The sequence below is a fragment of the Streptomyces sp. NPDC057950 genome, assembly GCF_042887295.1.
In the GTDB taxonomy this organism is placed as follows: Bacteria; Actinomycetota; Actinomycetes; order Streptomycetales; family Streptomycetaceae; genus Streptomyces; species Streptomyces kaempferi.
Window position 1 is genome coordinate 1 of sequence record NZ_JBHVPP010000006.1, and the last position, 25,119, is coordinate 25,119.

The window sequence follows — 25,119 nt, forward strand, 5'->3', positions numbered from 1 at the left end:
CCACGGCGCCGCCCCCCCGTGCCCCCCCACCTCCCCCTATGGGAGCGTCCTCCAACGCGGGTGGGGCTGACACACCCAGCCCGTCCGGCGTTCGAGGACGAGGCCCTTGAGGCCCGACGGGGGTCCGGGGGCGGCGCCCCGGGTACGGACAGGCCGCGGGTGGCTCAGCTCGTGGGCCGGTCGGCCAACGCAGTCGGTGGCTCGTCGTCCATTTCGAAGGCCATCGGGAAGGGCGCGTGACCGGCCAGCCGGAACCACCGCACCGTGCGGTGCCGGCGCAACGCCCGCGCCGCCCGCACGGCGTCGTTGTGGAACCGCCGGGCCATCGGTACCCGCCGCACCGCCTGCGCCAGCTCACTCGCCGCCGCGTCCCCGCCGGGCGCCTCCCGCACGGCCTCGACCTGCTGCACCTCTCCGAAGACGGCCCGCAGGGCCTGGCTCAGCTCGCTCTCGGCGACCTCGCGCAGCTCCTCCTCCGCCTGTCTGGCGGCGTGCGCCGCCTCGTAGAGCACGATCGAGGCGGCCGGGTCGAGCACCCCTGAGGTCGCCAGTTCCTGGGCGACCGAGGCCCGGCGCAACAGCTGCGCGTCGAGCGCGGCGCGCGCGGCGTCGATCCGGGCGTGCAGCCGGTCGAGACGCCCCGCGGTCCAGCTCAGGTAGAGGCCGATCGCGGCGAGGCCGACGAGGATCCAGATCAAGGTTGCGGTCACGGGCCGCAAGGCTACTCGGGCGTGGTCACCCGCCCCTCACGTCCCCCGCGCGGGCGTCCGCCGCGCAGGAGGGCGTCAGCGCCCTCCTCCCGCTCCCCCGCGCTCGTCCCGGGCCAGCCCGAACCGTGCCCGCAGCCCCGTCCGTTCGTCCGCCGCCACCGCCGCCGCCCCGTCCGTCACCGTCTCGTACACGGACAGGATGTCGGCACCGACCGTGGACCAGTCGAAGCGCCGTACATGAGCACTGCCCCGCGCACGCAGTTCGGCGCGGCGCTCGGGGTCACCGAGCAGGCGTACGGCGGAGGCGGCCAGCGCGTCCGCGTCCTCGTTGGCGAACAGTTCCCCGGCCGCTCCCTGGTCGAGCACCTGGGCGAAGGCGTCCAGGTCGGAGGCGAGCACCGGCGCCCCCGCGGACATGGCCTCCACCAGGATGATCCCGAAGCTCTCGCCGCCGGTGTTGGGCGCCACGTACACGTCGACGCTGCGCAGGAAGCGGGCCTTGTCCTCGTCACTGATCATGCCGAGGAACTCCACACGTGAGCGCATCTCTGCGGGCAGTGACTCGACGGCCTCCTCCTCGTCACCCCGGCCGGCGACCAGGAGCCTGGTCGTGGGGCGTTCGGCGAGGATCTTCGGAAGTGCCTTCATCAGGACGGGCAGACCCTTGCGGGGCTCGTCGATGCGGCCGATGAACCCGAGGGTGTCGCCCTGCCACTCCTGCTGGGGCTTGGCGCGGGCGAAGAAGTCGACGTCGACGCCGTTCGGGATGACGACCGCGTCACCGCCCAGATGCTCGACGAGCGTGCGCCGCGCGTACTCGCTCACCGCGATCCGCGCGCTGATCTTCTCCAGCGCGGGCTGCAGGATCGGGTACGCGGCGATCATCGCCCGGGAGCGCGGGTTGGAGGTGTGGAACGTGGCGACGATGGGCCCCTGCGCGGCCCAGCACGCGAGCAGTCCGAGGGACGGCGAGGTCGGTTCGTGGATGTGGATCACGTCGAAGGTGCCGTCGTGCAGCCAGCGCCGCACCCTGGCCGCCGACAGGAAACCGAAGTTCAGGCGCGCCACGGAGCCGTTGTAGGGCACCGGGACCGCGCGGCCCGCCGAGACGACGTACGGCGGCAGGGGTGTCTCGTCGTCCGCGGGGGCGAGGACGGAGACCTCGTGCCCGAGGCGGATGAGATGTTCGGCGAGGTCCCGGATGTGGAACTGGACGCCGCCCGGTACGTCCCACGAGTACGGGCAGACGATGCCGATCTTCACGGCCGCTCCCCGTCGGACGGTTCGGGGCGGGGCTCCAGGTCGGCGAGCCACAGGCGCTGCAGCATGTGCCAGTCCTCCGGATGGTCGGAAATACCCGTGGCGAAGGCATCGGCCAGCGCCTGTGTCATGACAGACGTCTTCTCGGCCCGGGTACCTGTCTCGGGGACCTCGACGGGGGGATGCACTCGGCCCTGCATCACGGGTGAGTCGTCGTACCAGAGCGTCACCGGGAGGAGCAGCGCGCCGGTCTGCTGGGCCAGCAGCGCCGGGCCCGCGGGCATCCGGGTGGCCTCTCCGAAGAACTTGACCTCGACGCCGGACGCGGACAGATCGCGTTCGGCGACCAGGCAGACCAGGCCTCCGTCGCGCAGCCGCCGGGCCAGGGTGCCGAACGCGGTGCCGCCGCTGTGCGGGAGGACCTCCATGCCGAGGCCCTCGCGGTAGGCGACGAAGCGGTCGTAGAGCGATTCCGGCTTGAGGCGCTCGGCCACGGTGGTGAACGGCGTCTCCAGCTTGGTGGTGACCCAGGCGCCCGCGAGGTCCCAGTTGCCCATGTGAGGGAGGGCGAGGATGACACCCCGGTCGGAGGCGATGCCGTCCGTCAGGTAGTGCGCGTCCCTGGGGTCGAAGCCCGTCCGCACGCGCTCCCGGCTCCAGGCGGGAAGCCGGAAGGACTCCATCCAGTAGCGCAGGTACGAGCGCATGCCCGCGCGGGAGAGCTCCGCCAGCCGTTCCGGGCCCGCGTCGGGCACCACGCGCGCGTAGTTGCTCTCCAGGCGCAGTACGCCCTTGCCGCGTTTCCTCCAGGCGATGTCCGCGATGGTGCGGCCGAGACGTACGGCGACCGGCTCCGGGAGCGTCTTGACGGTGCTCCAGCCGAGCGCGTACGCCCCGTCCACCAGTCTGTCCTGGAGGCTGGTCACGACGTGGCCCCGCTGCTGTGCGCGGCGGCGGCGTCGGCCTCGGCGGACTCCCGGCGTACCGTGACGACGCGCTGGACGAGCGTCACCAGGCTGCCGACGGCGACGATCCACAGCGCGACGGGCAGCAGCCACTGGATGCCGGGAACCCCGAACTCGTGCAGCCCCGCGAGGCCCGCCGCGACCAGGGAGATCACCAGGCGTTCGGCGCGCTCCACCAGACCGTTGACAGCGACCGGCAGACCGATCGACTCGCCGCGGGCCTTGGTGTACGAGACCACCTGTCCGCTGGCCAGACAGAAGATCGAGACGGCGCAGAGCACGTTGTTGTCGCCGTTGCCCGCGTACCAGAGCGCGAAGCCGCCGAAGATGGCCCCGTCGGCGACCCGGTCGAGCGTGGAGTCCAGGAAGGCCCCCCACCGGCTGGAGCGGCCGAGCTGGCGCGCCATGTTGCCGTCGACGAGGTCGGAGAAGACGAAGAGCGTGATGACGATCGTGCCCCAGAAGAACTCTCCCCGGGGGTAGAAGACCAGCGCGCCCGCCATCACTCCGGCCGTGCCCAGGAGGGTGACCGTGTCGGGGCTTACCCCCCGGCGGATGAGAAACGCGGCGAACGGTGTGAGGACACGCGTGAAGAATGCACGCGCGTACTTGTTCAGCATGGCCTTCCCGAGGGTCGGTGTCGCCGGGCGGCCCCTGCTGGCCCCCGGCTGGCCCATCGTAGTCACGCGCGCGCATGTGCGACGGTCGGGCACCCGCACCCCGTGTCACGCGGGGACCGCGCGGGCGGCACGGCGCGATCGCGTCCTCCGTATGGACGCACCGTGACACGAGTGCAAAGCTCGAAGTCACCGCGGGCGTCATCGGAGCCGTACCGCTGGGGGTACCCCTGGACCCGGTCCGGGGAAGGATCCGTCGTGCCCGCGCCCACAGAGACCTCACCGTGCACGGGAGGCAAGGCCATGGGCGACAAGGCGAACGCACACCCCGGAGCCGCCGGCAGGGCTACGGCGGCCGACCACCCCGCGTCCGTACGGAATGTGGTGCTGGTCGGCCACAGCGGATCGGGCAAGACGACTTTGGTGGAGGCTCTCGCGCTGACAGCGGGAGCCGTGAACCGGGCGGGCCGGGTGGAGGACGGCACCGCAGTGTCCGACTACGACGAGATCGAGCACCGGCAGCAGCGCTCGGTGCAGCTCTCCCTGGTACCCGTCACCTGGGACGGATACAAGATCAACATCCTCGACACCCCCGGATACGCCGACTTCGTCGGAGAACTCAGGGCCGGTCTGCGCGCCGCGGACGCGGCCCTTTTCGTGGTCTCGGCCTCGGACGGCGTGGACGGCTCGACCCGGATGGTCTGGGAGGAGTGCGCGGCGGTCGGGATGCCGCGGGCCATCGTGGTCACCCACCTCGAATCGGCCCGCGCCGACTTCGACACGATGACCAGGATCTGCGCGGAGGCCTTCGGTGCCGACGACCCGGACGCCGTACTGCCGCTCTATCTGCCGCTGCACGGAGAGCCGGGCCCGGACGGGCACGCGCCGGTGACCGGGTTGATCGGGCTGCTGTCGCAACGGCTGTTCGACTACTCGTCCGGTGCGCGTGAGGAGGCCGAGCCGGTGGACGGGCAGCTGCCGCTCATCGAGGAGGCGCGCAACCGGCTGATCGAGGGGATCATCGCGGAGAGCGAGGACGAGACCCTCATGGACCGCTACCTGGGCGGCGAGGAGATCGATTTCAAGACATTGGTGCAGGACCTGGAGCGGGCCGTGGCGCGCGCCGCGTTCTTCCCCGTGCTGGCCGCCGCGCCCGCCGCCGAGGGCGCCCGGCAGGGACTCGGCACGGTCGAGCTCCTGGAGCTCGTCACCGGCGGCTTCCCGACCCCGCTGGAGCGCGCGGCACCCGCGGTGACCACGCCCGACGGCGCGGCCCGCGAGGTCAGGGCCTGCGACCCGGACGGGCCGCTGGTGGCGGAGGTCGTGAAGACGGCCAGCGACCCCTATGTCGGCCGGGTCTCGCTCGTCCGAGTCTTCTCCGGCACCCTGCGCCCCGACGAGACGGTGCACGTCTCGGGGCACGGGCTCACCGACCGCGGCCACGAGGATCACGACGTCGACGAGCGCGTCGGCGCGCTGTCCGCGCCGTTCGGCAAACAGCAGCGCGCCCTCACCCACTGCATCGCGGGCGATCTGGCGTGCGTCGCGAAACTCAACCGTGCGGAGACCGGCGACACGCTCTCGGCCAAGGACGACCCGCTGCTGATGGAGCCGTGGCAGATGCCCGACCCGCTGCTGCCGCTCGCCATCCAGGCGCACAGCAAGGCCGACGAGGACAAGCTCTCACAGGGGCTCGGCCGACTGGTCGCCGAGGACCCCACCATGCGCCTGGAACAGAACCAGCACACCCACCAGGTGGTCCTGTGGTGCCTGGGCGAGGCGCACGCGGACGTCGCCCTGGAGCGGCTGCGCAGCCGGTACGGCGTCCAGGTCGACGTGGTCCCGCACCAGGTTTCCCTGCGGGAGACGTTCGCGGCCAGGTCCGCGGGGCGCGGGCGCCATGTGAAGCAGTCCGGCGGCCACGGCCAGTACGCGATCTGCGAGATCGAGGTCGAACCCCTCCCGAACGGCTCGGGCATCGAGTTCGTGGACAAGGTCGTCGGCGGTGCGGTGCCCCGGCAGTTCATCCCGTCGGTCGAGAAGGGCGTGCGCGCCCAGGCGGCCAGGGGCGTGGCCGCGGGCCATCCGCTCATCGACGTGCGGATCACCCTGCTAGACGGGAAGGCGCACTCGGTGGACTCCTCCGACGCCGCCTTCCAGACCGCGGGCGCGCTGGCGCTGCGCGAGGCCGCCGCCGAGGCGAGGATCCATCTCCTGGAGCCGGTCGCCGAGGTGACCGTCATGGTCGGCGACGACTACGTGGGCGCCGTGATGAGCGACCTCTCGGGCCGGCGTGGCCGGGTCGTCGGCACGGAGCAGACGAGCGGCGGACGCACGCTCGTACGCGCCGAGGTGCCGGAGATGGAGATCGGCCGGTACGCCGTCGATCTGCGCTCGCTCTCGCACGGCACCGCACGTTTCCAACGCAGTTACGCGCGGCACGAGCCGATGCCGCCGCAGATCGCCGAAAGGATGCGCGAACGGACGCGGGAGGCCTCGTAGTTCACACCGGACGCGCTCCGGTTCACCCTCGGCGGGCGGCTTCGGCCGTCCGCCGACGAAGCCCGCCGCCTGCCGATACGCTGATGACCTGATCAAGCTGATGGCTGATGACGTGGTGACTCGATCACCATGACTGACTGATCAACAGGTGTGCGGGGCAGGGAAGTCGGGAAAAGCCGCAGAAGCGACACCGGCGGCGATGGGGGCGGGAATGACGGTTCCAACCGGTTTCGAGGACATCTTCGGGCCACAGGTGCCACGCTCGGGTTCGGACGAGATGGCGACGTACGCCCTGGCCTCGGCCGCATACCGGGACGACGAGGTCGGCAAGATCCTCGAGGCCAACAACGAGTGGCACGAGTCGAAGGTCAACCCGGGCCGCAAGTGGGCGACGATCTTGCGGCCCAACCTCGGCGAGGCCTTCGCCCAGGCGGTGGTGACCCGCATGCTGGGCGTCGGCCGCAGTCCGGTCGTCCAGTCCTTCGGCATCGAACCGCAGGCGGTGGTCGAGCACTGCCTGGCGGCCAACCGCCTCCGCAAGGAGCGCGACACCCGCCTGACGGTCGTGATGACGCTGTGCGGTCTGCTCTTCCTGCCGGGGCTCCTGCTGTGGCTGCTGGTCTTCCAGATACGGACCGCCGTCTCCAAGCGCGAGGACAAGCGGGCCTCCGCCCTCGCCACCGCGCTCCTCGTCGCCGTGGGCGTCGTCGCCGTGATCGCCATGATCCGGCTGCCCTTCACCGGTCCCCTGGCCTGGTACGTGCGGGGCGCGATCGTCGCCCCGGTCATCGGCTGGCTGCTGGCGAAGCAGATCTGCGAGCGCACCGCGAAGGACCTGCGCGCCCGCTGGAACAGCCTCCTCTCCGGCAGCACCGTGGGCGCCCGGGTCCCCGAGTCCGTCCCCAGCAGCCCCGGCGACACCAGGGCCGAGCGGCTGCGCCAGGCGTTCGGCGAGCTGCGCGACGAGCAGCGGTCGAACTCGGTCTTCTACGCCGGTCCCAAGGGCATACTCGGCATGGGCACGCGCTGGGGGCACTGGCACCTCGCCGAGGAACTGGTGCCGCTCGTCTCGGACCAGATGCAGAAGGTGGGGTCGCTGAGCGCGGAGCTGGCCAAGCACCTGGTGCCGGCCCCGGAGATCAACAGGTTCCAGAGCTTCGACGTCGTCAGCGCCGTCGAGCGGGCGCTGGAGCGGCTCCACACCAGCCCGCTGACCACGGGCGGCTTCCCCAAGCCGGAGATCCGGCACTGGGTCGTCACGCACATCCCGGCGAGCGCCAAGGCCGTCACCCGCCCGAGCGGCAGCACGGCCCACCAGGTCAACCTCCAGCAGATCCGGGACATCTGCAACAAGCAGCAGTACAACAACGGAGAGCGGCACTACCTCGGGGTCCAGTGGACCCTCTACGACGGCCAGTTGGTGATCAGCATGCTCGTCTCGGTGACCGTGCTGCACAAGACCCTGCGCATCGAGCTCACGGGTCATGCCCTGGGGCCGGTGAACGGCCTGTTCATGGGGAAGCCGGCGGCCAAGGAGAAGAAGGTCGCCAAGACGGTCAAGTTCTGGGAGACCCGCACGGTGAAGCTCCCGCTGGTCGACAACGACGAGGTCGTACGGCTCGCGGCCCGCGCCCCGTTCACCTGGTACCCGCCGCTCCTGAACTGGCTCGGCGGCTCGCTGACCCTTCCCGAGCCCTTCGGACTGCGGCACGCCTGGGCCGACCAGCCCTGGAAGAACCGCTTCATGACCGACGACGTACTGCGCTCCGCGACCCCCGTGCTGCGTGTGGTGCACGAGGCGGTCATCGAGTTCCTCAAGGGCCACAACGTGGACACCACGAAGTTCGACGGCCGCACCTCCGTGCTCAGCGGCGCGGTGCAGGACCCGACGCCGAAGAAGGACGACGTCTACGACGCGTAGGCCTCCGGCGGATCAGCCGGAGGCGACGGCCCGTGTACGTGCGGTCACGGCTCGCGGACGGGTGCCGTGACCGCCGGAGTGCGGGCGCGCGCGTGCGGGACGCGGGCGTGCGGTGCGTGTGCGGGACGCGGGCGTGCGGTACGGGACGCGGGCGGGTGTCGTGCGGGTCGCGGAGGTCGGGCGGCCCGTGGGAGAGGCCGGGGGCGTGGGATTCCACGCCCCCTTTTTCGCGCCCCTTCCGAGGGCCCGGCCGGGCTACGGCCTTGGCCACGCCTCGGCGAGCATCTCCCGGGTGTCCGCGAGCAGTTGGGGCAGGACCTTGGTGTGGCCGACGACCGGCATGAAGTTGGTGTCGCCGCCCCAGCGGGGCACGATGTGCTGGTGCAGGTGGGCGGCGATGCCCGCGCCGGCCACGGTGCCCTGGTTCATGCCGATGTTGAATCCGTGCGCACCGGACGCGGCCCGCAGCGCGGTCATGGCCTGCTTGGTCAGCTCACCGAGCTCGGCGGTCTCCGGACCGGTCAGGTCGGTGTAGTCCGCGACATGGCGGTAGGGCACGACCATGAGATGGCCGCCGTTGTACGGGTAGAGGTTGAGCACCGCGTACACCTGCTCACCGCGCTTGACGATGAGCCCGTCCTCGTCGGACTTGGCGGGGATCGAGCAGAACGGACAGCCGTCGTCGGCCCCCGGGCCGGTGGGCTTGTTCTCGCCCTGGATGTAAGCCATCCGGTGGGGCGTCCACAAGCGCTGGAACGCGTCCTGCGTCCCCACTCCGATCTGCTGCTCCGGCTCACTCGTCATGTGGTGCAGCATATTGCTTCGCCCGTTCGCGGCGTGTCGGCGGGGCTCCCCCGGATACGCCCCGGGCCAAGCTGGGCCGGTGGACGACGACAGCCCGCAGGCCCGCTGGGAACGGCACACCGAGGTCCCGCTCGGTCTCTGCTCGCTGCTGTTTCTCACCGCCTACGCGGTGCTGGTCCTGGGTCACGGTCTGCCGCCCGCCGCACGGGACGTGTGCCTGGCCGCGCTGCTGGCCGCCTGGAGTCTGTTCCTGGTCGACTACGCGGTGCGCTGGCGGCTGAGCGGCCAGGGTCCCCGCTTCGTAGCGGCCCACTGGCTGGACACACTGGTGCTCGTCCTGCCCCTGCTGCGCCCGCTGCGTGTGGTCAAGGTGTACGAGGCCGTGCAGCGCCGTCGCGGGCGGCCCCGTCTCGCCCTGTACGCGCGCGTGGCCTGCTATGCGGGTCTGTCGGTCCTGCTGCTCGGCTTCGCCGGCGCTCTCGCCGTCTACCAGCAGGAGCACTCGGCACCGCACGCGACGATCCGCACCTTCGGTGACTCCGTGTGGTGGACGTGCTCCACCCTCGCGACGGTGGGCTACGGGGACGTCGTCCCGGTGACCCGGCTCGGACGCACGATCGCGGTGGGTCTGATGGCGTGCGGTCTGGCGCTGCTCGGCGCGGTCACGGGGTCGTTCTCGTCGTGGCTGCTGCACGTGTTCGCGCGCGAGGACGACGAGAGGCCCCCGGGGTTCTGAACTCCCCGGGGGCCTCTCGTCGTACGTGTCGGGCTCACTCCGCGCGTCGGATCACTCCGCGCGTCGGACCTGCGTGTGTCAGACCTGCCTTCGTCAGACCTGCGTGCGCTCCTCGACGATCTTCGCGATCTTGGCGATCGCCTCGTCGACGGGGATGCCGTTCTCCTGCGAGCCGTCGCGGTAGCGGAAGGAGACGGCGCCGGCCGCCATGTCCTCGTCGCCCGCGATGACCATGAAGGGCACCTTCTGCTTCTGCGCGTTGCGGATCTTCTTCTGCATGCGGTCGGAGGAGGAGTCGACCTCGACGCGCAGGCCCTTCTTCTTCGCCTCGGCGGCGAACGCGTCGAGATACTCCACGTGCGCGTCGCCGATCGGGATGCCGACCGCCTGGACGGGCGCCAGCCAGGCCGGGAACGCGCCCGCGTAGTGCTCCAGGAGCACCGCGAAGAAGCGCTCGATGGAACCGAACAGCGCGCGGTGGATCATCACCGGACGCTGCTTGGAGCCGTCGGGGCCGGTGTACTCCAGGTCGAAGCGCTCGGGCAGGTTGAAGTCGAGCTGCACGGTCGACATCTGCCAGGTCCGGCCGATGGCGTCCTTGGTCTGGACGGAGATCTTCGGGCCGTAGAACGCGGCGCCGCCCGGGTCCGGGACGAGCGGGAGGCCCTGCTTCTCGGCCACCTGCCGCAGCGTCTCGGTGGCCTCCTCCCAGACCTCGTCGGAGCCGACGAACTTCTCCGGGTCCTTGGTGGACAGCTCGAGGTAGAAGTCGGTGAGGCCGTAGTCGCGCAGCAGGTTCAGGACGAAGGTGAGCGTCTTGTCGAGCTCGTCCGCCATCTGCTCCTTGGTGCAGTAGATGTGCGCGTCGTCCTGCGTGAAGCCGCGGGCGCGGGTCAGACCGTGCACGACGCCCGACTTCTCGTACCGGTACACGGTCCCGAACTCGAAGAGACGCAGGGGCAGTTCGCGGTACGAGCGGCCGCGCGCGTCGAAGATCAGGTTGTGCATCGGGCAGTTCATGGGCTTGAGGTAGTAGTCCACGCCCTCGTCGAGCTGCATGGGCGGGTACATGCCGTCGGCGTACCAGTCCAGGTGGCCCGAGGTCTCGAAGAGCTTCCCCTTGGTCGCGTGCGGGGTGTAGACGAACTCGTAGCCCTCCTCCTCGTGGCGCCGGCGCGAGTAGTCCTCCATGACCCGGCGGATGATGCCGCCCTTGGGGTGGAAGACGGCGAGGCCGGAGCCGATCTGGTCCGGGATGGAGAAGAGGTCCAGCTCGTTGCCCAGCTTGCGGTGGTCGCGCTTCTCGGCCTCGGCGAGGAAGTCCAGGTGCGCCTTCAGCTCGTCCTTGGACGGCCAGGCGGTGCCGTAGATGCGCTGGAGCATCGGGTTCTTCTCGCTGCCGCGCCAGTACGCGCCGGCGTTGCGCATGAGCTTGAACGCCGGGATGTTGCGGGTGGTGGGCAGGTGAGGACCGCGGCAGAGGTCCTTCCAGCACAGCTCGCCGGTCTTGGCGTCGAGGTTGTCGTAGATCGTCAGCTCGCCGCCGCCGACCTCGACGTCCGCGCCGTCGGCCCCGTCCTGGGCGCCCGCGGAGCCCTTGATGCCGATGAGCTCCAGCTTGTACGGCTCGGCGGCGAGCTCCTCGCGGGCGTCCTCGTCGGTGACCACGCGGCGGGAGAAGCGCTGGCCGCGCTTCTGGATCTCCTGCATCTTCTTCTCGACGGCCTTGAGGTCCTCGGGCGTGAACGGCTTCTCGACGTCGAAGTCGTAGTAGAAGCCGTCCTTGACCGGCGGGCCGATGCCGAGCTTGGCGTCCGGGAAGAGCTCCTGCACGGCCTGGGCCATGACGTGCGCGGTGGAGTGGCGCAGGATGTTGAGGCCGTCCGGTGAGGAAATCTCGACGGGCTCGACCGCCTCGCCGTCCTTCACCTCGTACGCGAGGTCCCTCAGCTCGCCGGCCACGCGCGCCGCGACGACGGTGCGCTCGCCCGCGAAGAGATCGGCGGCCGTAGTCCCCGTCGTCACCACGCGCTCTTCCCGCTCGGAATCGCGTTGGATGATCACACGGACGTCTGACACCGGACTCTCCTGCCTGAAGGTGGGCGCGCCGCTACGCGCGGGCGCAGACAGGAATCCTACCGAGCCGATGCCTCCCGCCGCGAAACGGTTCTCGCCGGTCCGGGCTCAGTCCTCGCTGCACGCCTCCTCGAAGAAGTCCAGATTCTCCTGGAGCGACTTCATCAGCCGGTCGCGTTCGGCCTCGTCGACCTGCACGGGGACGACCCCGGAGGCGTCCGCGAGCCTGCGGAAGCCGCCGCGGCTCTCCAGTCGCCCGTGCACCCGCACCGGCAGCCCGACGAGATGGGCCTGCCCGGCTATCCGGTACGCCTCCTCGTCGAGGGTCACGCGCACGTAGGGGACCTCCGCGCCCGCGATGACCCGCAATCGTACGGTGCCCTCACCGCGCGGTTCCGACCTGCGTATCCGCACCACGGCCCCGGTGATCCGGACCGGCACGGACGGCTCCTCGCGCAGATATCGGGCCGCGGCCTCGCGCAGCACGGGCACGTCGCCGGGCGAGAACTCGACGGCCTCGTCGGGCGCCGCGCAGCCCTCGGGGACGCCGGCCGCGGGCGCCCACTCGACGGCGATGCGGGCGCCCTCGGTGCCGCGTACGAGGGCGACGACGGCCTCGGTGAGTTCATGGCTGACGCCCGCCTCGACGGCCGCGTCGAAGGCGTCCATGCCGCCGGTGGCCCGCTGGTAGTCGATGGCCTCGCGGGCGGCGTACAGCGCCTGGTGCAGGCGTACGGCCAGCGACCGGCCGGTGTCCACGGGCACGAAGGCGGTGAGCCGGCGTCCGCCTGGTTCGGCGCCGACCAGGACGTTCTCCAGGGACGCGGCGGCGGGCCTGCGGTACCGGGTGCCGTAGTAGCCGGCCCGCGCGCGGGTGGCGAGGGCGGCCGCGAGCAGCATCTGGCGGGCGGCCGAGCGCAGCCGCTCCTCGACGCTCCAGGGCGTGGCGCCGACGGGACCGGTCGGGACGTCGCGCCACCACCGGATCTCGTCGCTGGGCACGGCGAGGGCGACCAGCACGTCGCGCGCGGAGGGGGAGCCGCTGCGGGAGAGCGCGTCGAGGGCCTCGCCGAGAAGGTCGTCGCTGTCGGGGAAGGCCCGGTTCTCCGGCACGAGCAGGCTGGTGCCCGAGCCGCCGGGCCCTGGTGGGGTCCACCTGCCGTACCGTCCCGCGGCGCCGCCGCGGCGCTGCCAGCCGTGCCGGTGCAGCAGGGCGCTGAGCACGGCGGGGTCGACCTGGCCGGGCTCGGGCGGCTCGGTCCAGTGGGCCTCGGCGGGGTGCGGCCTGACCGGCCGGAGGGGTTCGTCGATCGGGCGGTGCGTCATGGCCTGCCTCCCGTCCCGACCCGCGTCATGATCTCGCACAGGGCCCGGTCGTCGAATATGCGCGAGGTCGGTATGCGGACGGTGGTTCTGCGCCGGCCCGTGACGGGCTGCCCGGCGAGGTTGATCCAGTAGCAGCAGTGCCGCAGGTCGAGGCGGTCGTGGCTGGCGCGCAGCCAGTCGTCCTGGGACCGGGGCACGAGCATCACGACCAGGATCTTGTGCACGGAGACCGGGGTGCGGGCGAGCTTCGCCAGGTGCGCGTTGTCGAGCGTGAAGGAGAAGGCGGGGCCCGGGGGGTTCGGCGGGATCTGGTACGTGCACTTGAGCTGCACCTTGATGGTGACTTCGTCGTCGACCGTGTGTCCCGGGCCGCTGTGACTGACGTGCCAGTCGATCCCGTTGTCCGGAAAGGGCTGGGACAGCGAGCAGCCCGCCGCCGCGGCGACCGCGTGCAGGTAGCCGACCTGCAGTGTCTCCATGCAGGCGGTGGTGGCGAGCGTGCCGCGATGGGGTGCCGTCCGCTGGGGCAGCAGCCCACCCCGCTCGGGCTGCGCGATTGCCATGAGTCCAACAGCCTTCCAAGCCAAGAGAATCCCCGCGACGGGCCGCTGAACTGCAAAGACCCGTACCTCTGTTGTCTCCGTCCGGCGTACGGCGCAAACAGCCCGGGTATCACCAAACGGGCAGAAGACGGTGCGTCAGCTGCCGTGGGTGAACGAGGAGTTGTGTGCGTATGACGTGCTGGTACGAGGGCCCCTTGGCCGCGTTCGACACGGAGACCACCGGCGTGGACGTCGAGACCGACCGGATAGTGTCGGCCGCCGTCGTCGTCCAGGACGCCGCGGGTTCCCGCCCCCGGGTGACCCGGTGGCTGGTGAACCCGGGGGTGCCGGTGCCCGAGGGCGCGACGGCGGTGCACGGGCTGACGGAGGAACATCTGCAGCGCAACGGCCGCTGGCCGTCGCCGGTGATGGACGAGATAGTCCGGGTGCTGGGCGAGCAGGCGTCGGTGGGCCGCCCGCTGGTGGTGATGAACGCGCCGTTCGATCTGACGCTGCTGGACCGGGAGTTGCGCCGGCATCGGGCGTCCTGCCTCGACCGCTGGTTCGAGTCGGCGCCGCTGCGCGTGCTCGATCCACGAGTCCTGGACAAACATCTGGACCGCTACCGCAAAGGCCGGCGCACGCTCACCGACCTGTGCGCGCACTACGACGTAGCGCTGGAGGGCGCGCATGACGCGGCGGCGGACGCGCTGGCCGCGATGGAGGTGGTACGGGCGGTGGGGCGCCGGTTCGCGCCCCGGCTGGAGCGGCTCTCCCCCGCCGAGCTGCACACCTTGCAGTCGGTGTGGCACGCGGCGCAGGCACGTGGGCTGCAGGCATGGTTCGCGCGCAGCGGTTCGCAGGAGTCGGTCGATCCGTCGTGGCCACTGCGGCCGGAGCTGTCCGCGGCGGCGTGAGCGGGGCGTGCGGCGGCCCACCCGAGTGTGCGGTGGGGCCCGCGTGGACACCGGCGCCGGCCGCCCGGGTATGCAAGAAGGCCGGTCCGTCTGCGACGGACCGGCCTTTCCCGGTGGGCGATACTGGGTTCGAACCAGTGACCTCTTCGGTGTGAACGAAGCGCTCTCCCACTGAGCTAATCGCCCGGGAACGCACTGAACAATACAGGTTCCGGCGGGTGTCGTTCAAACCGCTCGCAGCGAGGTCCTCAGTCCGTGCTGCCCCGCACGCATCATCAGCGCGTGGTTGAGCCGGAACAGAGGCCGTCCCGGCAGGGCGAGCCGCCGCAGCAGGGGCTTGCGCACCTCGACCTCCTGGTCGTACCGGGCGCGGGTGCCCGGCCCGTCGGGGCACAGAGTCCAGCGGGCCCAGCCCTCGATGTCGCCCGACATCGCGATCTCCAGGACCCCGGCGACCGGGTCGCTCCGCACCTCCTGTGCGGTGAACACGAGGTCGTACGGCAGGAAGGAGCGGATACGGATGATGCCGCTCCGCTCGCCGGCCGGGCGCACCTCGCGGACCTGGGGCCACCAGCGCGGGTAGTCCTCGGCCCGTTCGAGAGCGTGGTAGACGTCGGCGGGCGGCGCGGGCAGGGCCCACAGGCTGCGGAAGCGGTAGTGACACCAGTCCATGGACCGAGTGTGCCGGTCCGGGGTCGCGAGGACGAGGCGGGTGCACGCGCGGCTTCCGTCACCGGGGATCGCGGACTCGGTATCGACGGGGCCGTTCTGACGGAGTGGCGGACCGACGGCCACCGGCCCGTCGACGATGCCGACACGGTCCACGCCGCCGGACACCCCCGGGCGCCGTGGATCCTCTTCGGAGCGGCGAGGTACCCGTCCGGGGTCCAGCCCCGCTCACGGCGCGACGGCCGACTTCTCAAATACCCTCTCCTCGGCGACAAGTGACATCGCGTTGGATCCGACCGGAATACCCGATCGCTTTACGCCGACTTGACCGATCTTCTTGACTCCCGCATTTCCGGTGTCTATCCGCGGCCCGGGGCCGAGCGGCACGCCTGTCTTGTCGTACTTGCGCAACAAGCCGACCTCGTTCCGGAATACCGCCTGCCGATTTCCACCGGCGGTCCGGGTCCGGAACTTCTCCCAAAAGGCCACATAATCCTGGAAGTCCCTCTTCCCCTTGATCCTCGGGCACGGAGGAGGGCACCCGGAGGCGGCGTGCGGAGCCGACACGAGTGCTGACGACGGGTCACCCGCGGCTGGGCGGGCACAGCGGGGGCCGCCGGCCGTTGCCCACGTCGCCCACTCCGGCGGAGGCGCCCGCACCTCGCCGGTGCGACCCACACGCGGCGGGCCCCGCCACCGAGGCCGGGGCCCGCACCGAGCCGAGCACCGAGCACCGAGGCCATCCTCGTCCGCCCTCGACGTCGCTCTCCGGCCACGCGGCCCCCTGGCCGAGATCACTCGCTGCGCGCCATGGGCGTACTACACAGAGTGACGCGCGCCGCCGCGACCTGGCGTGGAAACGACGAAGGCGACCCTGTCCACGTATCCGTGGAGCTGGGCCGCCAACCGTGCTTGTGGGCGATACTGGGATCGAACCAGTGACCTCTTCGGTGTGAACGAAGCGCTCTCCCGCTGAGCTAATCGCCCGGGCGCAGGGAGAACATTACCCCATGTCAGGGGGTGACTCGGACCGGCCGGGGGCGCTGCGGGGCCGCCCCACGGCCGCTTCTCCGCCCCTCTTCGTCACTCTTTGTCACTCTTTGATGTTCCAGGGCATCTGGAAGCCGAACTTCCAGAGATAGACGGCACAGAGGGCCGCGATGATCACGAGGCCGACAGCCGTCAAGATGATGTTGCGACGGCGGACCGCGGGGTCGAGCGCCCGCTGCGTCGCCTCTGTCACCTTGCGCTTCGTCCAGCGGAGCACCAGCTGCGCCCAGACGAACTCGGTCGCCCAGATCGCCATGCCGCCGAAGATCACCAGCCAGCCCGGACCGGGCAGCGGAAGCATGATCACGCCCGCGACGACCACCGCGAGCCCCACGACGAAAACGCCCACCTGCCAGCTCACGTGCAGCGCACGACGCGCCTTGATGAATTCCGGCGCCCGCGAGCCGAGCGGCTGCTCGGCCTTCTTCTCGCCATCAGCCATGGCGTCCTCGCCCGGCTCGTCACTCCCCGTATTCATACGACCAAACCCTACCGGAGAGAAACCAGTCACCGGATTGGCCCTATCCGGCGAAGGCACCCTCGGCCGGATGAGTTACGTAAAGGCACGCAAAACACTCAGAGGGGTTTACAACGGCACCGTAGGTGGCATGTCGATTTCGCCGACGTGCGAATCCCCGAGCGCACACTGAGCGAAAGGCCCTGGCGCTTATGAACACCACGGTCAGCTGCGAGCTGCACCTGCGCCTCGTTGTGTCGAGCGAGTCCTCACTGCCTGTTCCCGCAGGACTGCGGTATGACACGGCCGATCCCTACGCCGTGCACGCCACCTTCCACACCGGAGCCGAGGAAACCGTCGAGTGGGTGTTCGCCCGCGACCTCCTCGCGGAGGGCCTCCATCGGCCCACCGGTACCGGCGACGTCCGAGTCTGGCCGTCCCGAAGTCATGGTCAGGGCGTCGTATGCATCGCCCTGAGCTCTCCGGAGGGCGAGGCTCTGCTCGAGGCCCCGGCGCGGGCCCTGGAGTCCTTCCTGAAGCGAACGGACGCCGCCGTGCCCCCAGGCACGGAACACCGGCACTTCGATCTCGACACGGAGCTCTCACACATCCTGGCCGAGAGCTAGCGACCCCACAGAGCCGCCCGGCGCCGTCCACTCGGGGAGACGGCTCGGGCTGAAACAACCGCATAGGGCACAACCGAGTTAGGCACGACAGCATGTGGCACAACCGCACAGATCACGAACACCGGCGCCGTCGCCGCGGACCTCCGCGGCGACGGCGTCGGTGCGTGCGGCGCCACGCACCCTGGGTCCCGCCCGGTCACGCGGCGCGCGCACGCCCGCCCCGGACCCCACGGAGCCGTCCCCGCTCCCCCGTCACCGGGAAGCACTACCATCGGCCAGCATCGGCGGGCGGCCGCCCGACCCTCAGGCCAGGGAGCGAAACGTGCTGATCACCCACGACACCCGGTGCGCCCTCGACACCGTGGTGGATCTGGTGAACACCGCGCCGGAGGACGACACGGCGGACGGACTCGCGGATGTCCCGTCCCTCGCCGATTTCGTACGAAAGCACGAGATCAGTGATGTCGGGGTGCTGTCGGAGCGGGATCTCGCGGCCGTGCGCGGGGTCCGCGGCCGGTTCGCCGGGGTCTTCGCCGCCGACGAACCGCGGATCGCCGCCGGGCTCATCAACGAGCTGGTGGCCGCCGCGGGCACCACGCCCCGTCTCACCGACCACGACGGCTACGACTGGCACGTGCACTACTTCGCGCCCGGCGCCTCGGTCGCCGACCACCTCGCGGCCGACTGCGGGATGGCGCTGGCGTTCTTCGTGGTCGCCGGGGAACAGGAGCGGCTGCGCAGGTGCGAGGCACCGGACTGCCGGCGGGCCTTCGTGGATCTCTCGCGCAACCGTTCGCGCCGCTACTGCGACAGCCGGACGTGCGGAAACCGGCTCCACGTGGCCGCGTACCGGGCACGCCGCAAGGAAGCCGCGGGCTGAGGGGTTCGCCGGGAGGCCGGCGACGAACGGACCGCCGCATGACGGACCAGGTCCGGCCTGTGGCGGACCGCCGCGTGACGGACCAGGACCAGCCTGTGGCGGACCGCCGTGCGACGGACCAGGACCAGCCTGTGGCGGACCGCCGTGCGACGGACCAGGACCAGCCTGTGGCGGACCGCCGTGCGACGGACGGCCTGTGATGGACCGACGCGCGACGGACTGGACGGCGGCGGGCTACGGAGCCCTCGGCGGGTGACGCCAGGGGCTCCGTGTACGGCTCAGAGCAGCAGCAGGTCGTGCAGCGAAGCCATGAGCAGGAGACAGCCGATCACCGCCAGGAAGATCATCAGCGGTGGCTGGGAAAGTGCGAAGAGACAGCCTCGCCGCTCCTCGGGCGGTGCGACGGGGTCGCTCTGTTGTGTGTCCAGCATCTCGCGGCGATGATGACGCAGCCACCACCCGCCGCGCGATCAACACGCCCGGGATGACAGCGAGTTCGCCAATATCCTCAATATCCGCGATGAGCAGGAACGAACGTGATCGTTTCCGCGACCCGCATGATCCGCCGTGTCGCTTCAGACCGCGCGGAGCGTCATATGCCGTGCTTCTTCAGGATGGCCTCGATGTCGCTGAAGTCGTCCCCCGCGCCGGAGGCCCGGGGGGCCGTCGCGGGGCGCGCGGCCGGGCGGGGGCCCTGACTCAGCGAGGGCGCCGAGGCGGTGGGGGCCACCGCCTCACGCCGGGCGGCCCGCGCGGCCGCTTTGCGTTCCTTGCGCGTTCCGCCGCCGCGACGCTCCACGGCCCGCACCGTCATGAACAGCAGCCAGGCCGCGGCGAGCACGGCGAAACCCGCCCACGCGGTCGGGCTGAACGCGGTGTCGGCCAGCCAGCCGACGACCCCGGTCATCACCAGTCCGACCGGCACCAGCGCGTAGGCGGCGACGCGCGCGGCGGCGAGGAAACGCTTGCGGTAGGCCGTGACCGCCGCGATGCCCAGGCCGGCGGCGGAGACGGCGGAACAGACGGTCTCGGCAATCATCCGGTCCTCCAGGGCAGGGCTCGACGGGGCGGGGCGGTTCGTCCCTTCCATCCTGCACCGCGCCGCGCCCGATATGCCATGCTCCGGGCACACCTCAGGGACATCTCCGGGTCAGGGTCCTCCCCAGGTCCCGGTCCGCGGGTCACCGGCCCGCAGGTCACCGGTCCGCGCCCTCTCGGTCCCCTGTGGGCCGGCGGACCCGGGACTGCGAGACTGGGGGCATGAACGACTCCTCCACGCCCACCACCGCCGTCCTGGACGTCTGGTGCGAACTCCAGTGCCCCGACTGCCTCGACGCCCTCGACGACCTGCGCGCGCTGCGCGCTCGCTACGGCGACCGGCTGGAACTGCGGCTGCGGCACTTCCCGCTGGAGAAGCACCGGCACGCCTTCGCCGCAGCGCAGGCCGCCGAGGAGGCCGCGGAGCAGGGCCGGTCCTGGGAGTACGTCGAGGCCGTGCTCGGGCGTGTCGAGGAACTGGACCGCGAGGGCGAGCCCTTCCTGATCGAGGTCGCCCGTGAACTCGGCCTGGACGCCGAGGAGTTCGACACCGCGCTGATCGACGGGCGGCACATCCTGATCGTCGACGCCGACCAGGCCGAGGGCAAGGCCATCGGGGTGACCGGCACCCCGACGTACGTCATCGGCGGCGAACGGCTCGACGGCGGCAAGAGCCGGGAGGGCCTGCGCGAACGCGTCGAGGAGATCGCCGACCGGCTGCTGACCGAGAACGAGTAGCGCCCGCGGAGCGGGTTCTCACCCGCCGAGCAGGTTCCCGATCTCAGAGCAGGTTCTCGCCCGCCGAGCGGGTTCCCGATCTCAGAGCAGGTTCTTGTAGAGGTGGTAGGAGCTCGTCGTGTAGCCGAGCGCCTCGTAGAGCTTCTCGGCCGGGGTGTTGCCCGCGAACACGTTGAGGCCGATGCGGTCCCGCCCGCCGGACACCGCCTGGGCCTCGGCGAGCAGCATCAGGGAGCGCCCGTGACCGCGGCCCCGGTGCGCGGGATCGGCCTCGACGTCGAGCACGTAGGCCCTGTCGGGCCACAACGCCACCCACAGGGTGCCGACCGGGGTTCCCTCCTGCTCCAGGACGCTGATCAGCGTGTTCTCGCTGGCCAGGCCGTCCGGCAGGAACCTGGCGTGCCCCTGGTCGGTCTTGCTGTACGCCTCCGCCTCCGGCACTCCCCGCGCGATCAGGGTGCCGGCGAAGGCGTCGCGCTCGGCCGCCAGCCAGGGAACGTACTCGGCCTCGGTCATGGGGCGCGCGACGCTCCCGGCGGGCAGTCCGGGCGGCGGCCCGGCCAGGCGCTTCGTCATGTTGCGGTTGGTGAGGACGTATCCGAGCGTCGTGGCGAGCCGGAGCGCGGCCTCCGCGTCCCCGGGCACCGAGGTCTCCACGCGTCGGCAGCCCCAGCCGCGCGCCACCTCCTCGGCCGCGAGCGCGGCCACCGTGCCCCGGCCCCGTCCGCGGTCCGGCTCGTCGATGCCCAGCTCCCCGATCACGCCCACGGTGGGCCCGTACTCGGGATGGGTGGAGAGACGGAGGCCGCCCACGGGGCGGCTGTTCACGCACACCTGGTAGCGGCGGGACAGCGCCCCGCCGGCTCCGTGCTGAAGCGGCTCGGTCGGCCGCAGAGTGGTGGTCATCAGGGGTGTTCTACCCGTCTCGCGGTCCCTCGTCATCCCGATTTAAGGCCGCTGGCGGACCGTTCACCGCCGACGGCGGACCGGGCCCGGGGCTCCGGGCCGTGGCACGCGTGGTCGGGGCGGGCCGTCCTACGGATCGAGGTCGTGTCCGGCCCGCTCGTCGAAGATCCGCATCGCCTTGGCCGTCACCGGTCCCGGCGCGCCCGGGAGTTCACGTCCGTCGACCCGGTGCACCGCCTGCACGTCCCGCAGGGTGGAGGTGAGGAAGATCTCGTCGGCGCGCTCCAGGACGTCCAGCGGCAGGTCGGACTCCTTGGCGCCGGTCCACTCGGCGGCGAGCGCGCGGGTGATGCCGGCGAGGCAGCCGGAGGCCACCGGCGGGGTGTGGATCTCGCCGTCGAGCACGACGAAGACGTTCGACCCCGTGCCCTCGCACAGCTGCCCGACCGTGTTGGCGAACAGCGCCTCGGACGCGCCCTGTTCGCGCGCCCGGGCCAGCGCGACCACGTTCTCGGCGTACGAGGTGGTCTTGAGGCCGGTGAGGGCGCCGCGTTCGTTGCGGGTCCACGGCACGGTGATCACGGCGGTGGAGTCGGGGCGCCGCGCGGACTCGCCCAGGGCGACGACCAGGGTCGGACCCCGGTCTCCCCGGTCCGAGCCGAGCGGGCCGTGGCCGCCGGTGTACGTGATGCGCAGGCGGCCGAGCGGCATCGGGTTGGCGTCCAGGACGGCCGCGCAGGCGCGGCGCACCTCGTCGCGATCGGGGTCGGGCAGCCCGAGGCCGTGCGCGGAGCGGGCCAGTCGGTCGAGGTGCCGGGTCAGCGCGAACGGCCGCCCTTCCACCGCCTTCACGGTCTCGAAGATGCCGTCGCCCACGGTCAGTCCGTGATCGAAGACGGAGACACGGGCGGACTCGCTGTCCTGCAGCCCGCCGTCGAGCCAGATCTTCACGTCAGGATCCCTTCACTCACCTCGAAGGCTCCCGACGCTACAGCGAGCAGTCGGGCCGCCTTCAGTTCGGTCTCGCGCCATTCGCCCTCGGGGTCGGAGCCCCAGGTGATGCCCGCCCCGGTGCCGAACCGCAGGACGCCCTCCTCCCGGTCGGCCCAGAAGGTGCGGATGCCGACGGCGAGTTCCGCGGTGCCGCGGTCCGCGTCGACCCAGCCGATACCCCCGCAGTAGGGGCCGCGTGGGGCGGTCTCCAGCGCGTCGATGATGTGCAGCGCACTGGCCTTGGGGGCGCCGGTGACCGAGCCGGGCGGGAAGGCGGCGGCGAGCAGCTCGGGCCAGCCGGCGTCCTCGCGCAGCTCGCCGCGGACGGTGGAGACGAGGTGGACGAGCCCGGGATGCTTCTCGACGGCGCACAGGTCGGGCACGGTCACGCTGCCGGTGGCACAGACCCGGCCGAGGTCGTTGCGGACCAGGTCGACGATCATCACGTTCTCGGCGTGGTCCTTCTCCAGCAGGTCGGCCTCGGTGCGTCCGGTGCCCTTGATGGGGCCGGACTCGACCGTGCGGCCGGTGCGGCGCAGGAAGAGCTCGGGCGAGGCGGTGGCGATCTCGACGCCCTGTCGGGGGAGCCGGACGGTTCCGGCGTACGGGGCGGGGTTGCCGCGGGCCAGCAGGGCGGTCAGCGCGTCCAGGTCGGCGTCGGGGGCGAGCGGCGCGGACAGGACGCGGCAGAGGTTGGTCTGGTAGACCTCGCCGGCGGCTATGTGGTCGCGGATGCGGCCGACACCCCGCGTGTACGCCGCGCGGTCGAGGGACGACGTCCAGTCACCGGCGGCCGGACCGCGCCACCGGCCGGGCACGGGGGCGGGCACCGGCTCGCGCCGCACCTCGGCGAAACGGGCGCACACCAGACGCCCCTCGAAGTCGGCCGAGACGGCCCAGAAGCCGGTGGAGTCCAGGGCCGTGGGGTCGCCGGTGACATCGAGGAGACCGGTCGCGACGAGGTCACCGAAGCGGGCGAGAGGAGGGAGGTCGAGCACGCGGTCGAGTCTAGGCCGGGTGACCTGCGGGTGCCCTGACCGTGTCCTCGGGCGGACAGACCGCAGCACGCTGCGCAAACGCGTTTTTGTACTGGCCGGGGAATCCGCTAGAGTTCAACACGTCGCCGGGACGCGCAAGCCGACCGGAAACGACAAGCGGACGTAGCTCAGTTGGTAGAGCGCAACCTTGCCAAGGTTGAGGTCGCCAGTTCGAACCTGGTCGTCCGCTCGCAGGACAGTGGGGGATCCACCCGAACCCCCGCGCTCCTGGTGGAGTGGCCGAGAGGCGAGGCAACGGCCTGCAAAGCCGTCTACACGGGTTCAAATCCCGTCTCCACCTCCAAGGACGATTAGCTCAGCGGGAGAGCGCTTCCCTGACACGGAAGAGGTCACTGGTTCAATCCCAGTATCGTCCACTGGATCGCCCCGCACTGGTGTGCGAGATCCGAACCCGCGCGATTAGCTCAGCGGGAGAGCGCTTCCCTGACACGGAAGAGGTCACTGGTTCAATCCCAGTATCGCGCACGCAGTACGCTGCGGATCCTGTACCTTGAGGTCCGTCCCGCGCGATTAGCTCAGCGGGAGAGCGCTTCCCTGACACGGAAGAGGTCACTGGTTCAATCCCAGTATCGCGCACCAGCAAGAAGCCCCCGGCCGTCTCGTACGGTCGGGGGCTTCGTCGTGTGCGCCACGCCCGGCCGGGGACACCCCGGCCGGCACGGTCACGACGAGAAGAGCATGTGCCCGAAGCTCTTGTGACGGTGGTGGCCGCCGTGGCCGCCGCCGTAGTGACCGCCACCGTGGCCACCGCCGTGCGGGGCACCCCAGGCGGGCGCGGGAGCGGACGGGTACGCCTGCGGGGCGGCCGGGGGCGGCGCGGGCTGCGACCACTGCGACTCCACGCGGGTCAGCGCCTCGAGCTCGCCGTAGTCGAGAAAGATCCCGCGGCAGCCGCTGCACTGCTCGATCTGGACACCGTTGCGGTTGTACGTGTGCATCGGCGCATGGCACTTCGGACACTGCATGCTCGGCTCAACTCCTCGCCGGTCGGTACTGCTTCCGCCAGGACAGACACTGCCCGGCTTCGATCGGTTGCACCCTACGTCGTCGGACCTGGTCCCAACTGCGGCGGGACGGCTCCCATTCGGGCGCACGCGTCGATCACCGCCTGCTGCACCTCGTCCAACGGGCGGTCCGCCGCGACTGACTTGGCGATCGCCAGGGCCGCGGCCTGCACCGTGAGGGCGCGGGCCGGCACGTCCAGGGCGGGCCACGGATCGCCGTCGGCGGGGACCGCCGGGCCCGCCGCGCCCCGGTAGGCGGTCAGGAAGCGGTTCCAGTCGTCGGGCGGGAGAAGGCCGCAGGCGTACCAGGCGGCGGGCCGGGCCAGGTCCCAGGCCGGGACGCCCGCACCGAGGTCGTCCACGTCGATGAGGAGCCAGCGGCCGGCGGATGCGGGGTGGCGGACGAGCTGGCCGAGGTGCAGGTCTCCGTGGCACAGCGCGGCCGGGCCGGGCATGACCGCCTCGGCTCGGGCCCAGGGCGGGAGGCCCGCCCAGGCGCGCAGGACCGGAGCGGTGGCCGGGTGCGGACCCGCCGACCGCAGCCGCTCGATCGCCCGAGCCGCCTTGACGGGGCCCCGCATGGGCGGCAGGCCGGCCGGGGCGGGGGTGCGGTGGAGACGGGCGAGCAGGATCGCGGCCGCCTCCCAGGGGGCCGCCTCGGGGACCTCGGGGTCGACAGGAGTGCCGTACGGCCAGAAGGTGACCTGCCGCCCGTGGAGGTCGGCGGGCTCCGGACGGAGCGGGGTGAGGAGGATGCCGTCCAGGGCGGGGTGCGAGGCGACCGCGAGGCGGCGGGAGAGGCCGGCCGCGTCCGTGCCGGCCGCGTGGGCCTTGGCCACGGTGTCGCCGTGGCGCACGACGGTGCCGTCGGGCTGGTCGGCGAGGACACTGTCCCGGTGCGCGCAGGCGCCGGCCGTGGGGTGGGCCGCGCTCCGCGCCCCGGCGGTCAGGGCGGGCAGCACATCTGCGGTCACGGTTCCCCCTGGGTGCGTTCGTTACCGGGCGAGCGTACGCAGCGGGGCGCGCCGCGAGGAATCCCGCGTCCCCCGGGCCCCCGGTCCCTTGCTCGGCCGTCCCCGGCGCCCGCTGTCGCGCGCTCCCCCTCCCCCGGCCGCCGCGGCGGCGGACGACAGGGCGGCGGACGGCTGGGCGGCGGACCGCGGGACGGCGGACGGCCGGGCAGCAGACCGCGGGACGGCGGACGGCCGGGCAGCAGACCGCGGGACGGCGGACGGCCGGGCAGCAGACCGCGGGACGGCGGCGGCACGCGTTCGGGTTGATGGAACACCGGACCACAGGAATCCCGGCCCGCGGGCTCACCGTC

The 25,119-nt window shown here is 71.6% G+C and carries 25 protein-coding genes and 7 tRNA genes; 12 read left to right on the plus strand and 20 right to left on the minus strand.

The window, feature by feature from the left end; genetic code table 11:
- Positions 1–164: 164 nt before the first annotated feature.
- From ACFVTC_RS12300 to pgsA, 4 genes are all read right to left on the minus strand, one after another.
- On the minus strand, positions 165–710 hold the full coding sequence (locus ACFVTC_RS12300; protein WP_390126521.1) for a hypothetical protein: 546 nt from the start codon (positions 708–710) through the stop codon (positions 165–167).
- A gap of 75 nt (positions 711–785) precedes the next feature.
- Positions 786–1,973: a glycosyltransferase family 4 protein gene (locus ACFVTC_RS12305; RefSeq protein WP_390126522.1), complete on the minus strand. Its 1,188-nt coding sequence runs from the start codon at positions 1,971–1,973 to the stop codon at positions 786–788.
- Entirely contained in the window at positions 1,970–2,896 is a 927-nt protein-coding gene (locus ACFVTC_RS12310) for a phosphatidylinositol mannoside acyltransferase (protein WP_390126523.1), read from the minus strand. The genes ACFVTC_RS12305 and ACFVTC_RS12310 overlap by 4 nt, the downstream gene beginning before the upstream one ends.
- On the minus strand, positions 2,893–3,612 hold the full coding sequence (gene pgsA / locus ACFVTC_RS12315) for a phosphatidylinositol phosphate synthase (protein WP_390126783.1): 720 nt from the start codon (positions 3,610–3,612) through the stop codon (positions 2,893–2,895). Before pgsA ends, ACFVTC_RS12310 begins: the two co-directional genes overlap by 4 nt.
- A gap of 243 nt (positions 3,613–3,855) precedes the next feature.
- Here pgsA and ACFVTC_RS12320 point away from each other — a divergent pair, with 243 nt between their 5' ends.
- Both ACFVTC_RS12320 and ACFVTC_RS12325 read left to right on the plus strand, forming a co-directional pair.
- On the plus strand, positions 3,856–6,054 hold the full coding sequence (locus tag ACFVTC_RS12320; protein WP_390126784.1) for an elongation factor G-like protein EF-G2: 2,199 nt from the start codon (positions 3,856–3,858) through the stop codon (positions 6,052–6,054).
- A gap of 211 nt (positions 6,055–6,265) precedes the next feature.
- A complete protein-coding gene (locus ACFVTC_RS12325) occupies positions 6,266–7,975 on the plus strand; it encodes a hypothetical protein (protein WP_390126524.1) in 1,710 nt (569 codons plus the stop codon).
- A gap of 255 nt (positions 7,976–8,230) precedes the next feature.
- On the opposite strand, the gene ACFVTC_RS12330 is transcribed toward ACFVTC_RS12325, so the two are convergent.
- A complete protein-coding gene (locus ACFVTC_RS12330; RefSeq protein WP_356282912.1) occupies positions 8,231–8,791 on the minus strand; it encodes an HIT domain-containing protein in 561 nt (186 codons plus the stop codon).
- A gap of 67 nt (positions 8,792–8,858) precedes the next feature.
- On the opposite strand from ACFVTC_RS12330, the gene ACFVTC_RS12335 reads away from it, so the two are divergent.
- Entirely contained in the window at positions 8,859–9,515 is a 657-nt protein-coding gene (locus tag ACFVTC_RS12335) for a potassium channel family protein (RefSeq protein WP_390126525.1), read from the plus strand.
- Between the two features lie 93 nt (positions 9,516–9,608).
- On the opposite strand, the gene thrS is transcribed toward ACFVTC_RS12335, so the two are convergent.
- The 3 genes from thrS to ACFVTC_RS12350 form a co-directional block, all read right to left on the minus strand.
- Complete coding sequence (gene thrS, locus ACFVTC_RS12340; RefSeq protein WP_390126526.1) at positions 9,609–11,594, minus strand: threonine--tRNA ligase; 1,986 nt, start codon at positions 11,592–11,594, stop codon at positions 9,609–9,611.
- A gap of 105 nt (positions 11,595–11,699) precedes the next feature.
- Positions 11,700–12,917, minus strand: a complete 1,218-nt coding sequence (locus ACFVTC_RS12345) for a hypothetical protein (RefSeq protein ID WP_390126527.1) — start codon at positions 12,915–12,917, stop codon at positions 11,700–11,702.
- Positions 12,914–13,480: a DUF4365 domain-containing protein gene (locus tag ACFVTC_RS12350; protein WP_390126528.1), complete on the minus strand. Its 567-nt coding sequence runs from the start codon at positions 13,478–13,480 to the stop codon at positions 12,914–12,916. Before ACFVTC_RS12350 ends, ACFVTC_RS12345 begins: the two co-directional genes overlap by 4 nt.
- Positions 13,481–13,650: 170 nt before the next feature.
- Here ACFVTC_RS12350 and ACFVTC_RS12355 point away from each other — a divergent pair, with 170 nt between their 5' ends.
- The gene (locus tag ACFVTC_RS12355; RefSeq protein WP_390126529.1) at positions 13,651–14,376 is read left to right on the plus strand and encodes a 3'-5' exonuclease; all 726 of its coding nucleotides are present in this window, start codon (positions 13,651–13,653) and stop codon (positions 14,374–14,376) included.
- A gap of 114 nt (positions 14,377–14,490) precedes the next feature.
- Here ACFVTC_RS12355 and ACFVTC_RS12360 read toward each other — a convergent pair.
- From ACFVTC_RS12360 to ACFVTC_RS12380, 5 genes are all read right to left on the minus strand, one after another.
- Positions 14,491–14,562: transfer RNA gene (locus tag ACFVTC_RS12360), tRNA-Val, on the minus strand.
- Between the two features lie 39 nt (positions 14,563–14,601).
- Complete coding sequence (locus ACFVTC_RS12365) at positions 14,602–15,048, minus strand: SRPBCC family protein (protein ID WP_390126530.1); 447 nt, start codon at positions 15,046–15,048, stop codon at positions 14,602–14,604.
- A 225-nt stretch (positions 15,049–15,273) separates the two neighbouring features.
- Positions 15,274–15,534, minus strand: a complete 261-nt coding sequence (locus ACFVTC_RS12370; protein WP_390126531.1) for a hypothetical protein — start codon at positions 15,532–15,534, stop codon at positions 15,274–15,276.
- A 426-nt stretch (positions 15,535–15,960) separates the two neighbouring features.
- A tRNA-Val gene (locus ACFVTC_RS12375) sits at positions 15,961–16,032 on the minus strand.
- A 106-nt stretch (positions 16,033–16,138) separates the two neighbouring features.
- Positions 16,139–16,573 carry a TIGR02611 family protein gene (locus ACFVTC_RS12380; RefSeq protein WP_390126532.1) on the minus strand — a complete coding sequence of 145 codons (435 nt, stop codon included), beginning with the start codon at positions 16,571–16,573 and terminating at the stop codon, positions 16,139–16,141.
- 191 nt (positions 16,574–16,764) lie between these two features.
- Here ACFVTC_RS12380 and ACFVTC_RS12385 point away from each other — a divergent pair, with 191 nt between their 5' ends.
- Positions 16,765–17,178 carry an SsgA family sporulation/cell division regulator gene (locus tag ACFVTC_RS12385; protein ID WP_003959770.1) on the plus strand — a complete coding sequence of 138 codons (414 nt, stop codon included), beginning with the start codon at positions 16,765–16,767 and terminating at the stop codon, positions 17,176–17,178.
- Between the two features lie 322 nt (positions 17,179–17,500).
- Positions 17,501–18,058 (plus strand): CGNR zinc finger domain-containing protein, encoded by a 558-nt coding sequence (locus ACFVTC_RS12390; RefSeq protein ID WP_390126533.1) that lies wholly within the window; start codon positions 17,501–17,503, stop codon positions 18,056–18,058.
- A 278-nt stretch (positions 18,059–18,336) separates the two neighbouring features.
- Here the strand turns inward: ACFVTC_RS12390 and ACFVTC_RS12395 are convergent, their stop codons facing one another.
- A complete protein-coding gene (locus ACFVTC_RS12395; RefSeq protein WP_390126534.1) occupies positions 18,337–18,489 on the minus strand; it encodes a hypothetical protein in 153 nt (50 codons plus the stop codon).
- 161 nt (positions 18,490–18,650) lie between these two features.
- On the minus strand, positions 18,651–19,097 hold the full coding sequence (locus ACFVTC_RS12400; RefSeq protein WP_390126535.1) for a hypothetical protein: 447 nt from the start codon (positions 19,095–19,097) through the stop codon (positions 18,651–18,653).
- A 221-nt stretch (positions 19,098–19,318) separates the two neighbouring features.
- On the opposite strand from ACFVTC_RS12400, the gene ACFVTC_RS12405 reads away from it, so the two are divergent.
- Positions 19,319–19,834 carry a DsbA family protein gene (locus ACFVTC_RS12405; protein WP_390126536.1) on the plus strand — a complete coding sequence of 172 codons (516 nt, stop codon included), beginning with the start codon at positions 19,319–19,321 and terminating at the stop codon, positions 19,832–19,834.
- A gap of 81 nt (positions 19,835–19,915) precedes the next feature.
- On the opposite strand, the gene ACFVTC_RS12410 is transcribed toward ACFVTC_RS12405, so the two are convergent.
- From ACFVTC_RS12410 to ACFVTC_RS12420, 3 genes are all read right to left on the minus strand, one after another.
- Complete coding sequence (locus ACFVTC_RS12410; RefSeq protein WP_390126537.1) at positions 19,916–20,740, minus strand: GNAT family N-acetyltransferase; 825 nt, start codon at positions 20,738–20,740, stop codon at positions 19,916–19,918.
- 129 nt (positions 20,741–20,869) lie between these two features.
- The gene (locus ACFVTC_RS12415) at positions 20,870–21,691 is read right to left on the minus strand and encodes an aminotransferase class IV (RefSeq protein WP_390126538.1); all 822 of its coding nucleotides are present in this window, start codon (positions 21,689–21,691) and stop codon (positions 20,870–20,872) included.
- Positions 21,688–22,731 (minus strand): chorismate-binding protein, encoded by a 1,044-nt coding sequence (locus ACFVTC_RS12420; RefSeq protein ID WP_390126539.1) that lies wholly within the window; start codon positions 22,729–22,731, stop codon positions 21,688–21,690. The genes ACFVTC_RS12415 and ACFVTC_RS12420 overlap by 4 nt, the downstream gene beginning before the upstream one ends.
- A gap of 156 nt (positions 22,732–22,887) precedes the next feature.
- On the opposite strand from ACFVTC_RS12420, the gene ACFVTC_RS12425 reads away from it, so the two are divergent.
- The 5 genes from ACFVTC_RS12425 to ACFVTC_RS12445 all read left to right on the plus strand — a co-directional run bounded on the left by ACFVTC_RS12425 (position 22,888) and on the right by ACFVTC_RS12445 (position 23,370).
- Positions 22,888–22,960 (plus strand) — tRNA-Gly (locus tag ACFVTC_RS12425).
- A 40-nt stretch (positions 22,961–23,000) separates the two neighbouring features.
- Positions 23,001–23,074: transfer RNA gene (locus tag ACFVTC_RS12430), tRNA-Cys, on the plus strand.
- Between the two features lies 1 nt (position 23,075).
- Positions 23,076–23,147, plus strand: a tRNA-Val gene (locus ACFVTC_RS12435).
- 37 nt (positions 23,148–23,184) lie between these two features.
- Positions 23,185–23,256 (plus strand) — tRNA-Val (locus tag ACFVTC_RS12440).
- Positions 23,257–23,295: 39 nt separating this feature from the next.
- Positions 23,296–23,370, plus strand: a tRNA-Val gene (locus ACFVTC_RS12445).
- 83 nt (positions 23,371–23,453) lie between these two features.
- Here ACFVTC_RS12445 and ACFVTC_RS12450 read toward each other — a convergent pair.
- Positions 23,454–23,756, minus strand: a complete 303-nt coding sequence (locus tag ACFVTC_RS12450) for a zf-TFIIB domain-containing protein (protein WP_390126540.1) — start codon at positions 23,754–23,756, stop codon at positions 23,454–23,456.
- A 74-nt stretch (positions 23,757–23,830) separates the two neighbouring features.
- The gene (locus tag ACFVTC_RS12455; RefSeq protein WP_390126541.1) at positions 23,831–24,769 is read right to left on the minus strand and encodes a phosphotransferase family protein; all 939 of its coding nucleotides are present in this window, start codon (positions 24,767–24,769) and stop codon (positions 23,831–23,833) included.
- Positions 24,770–25,119 lie beyond the last annotated feature (350 nt).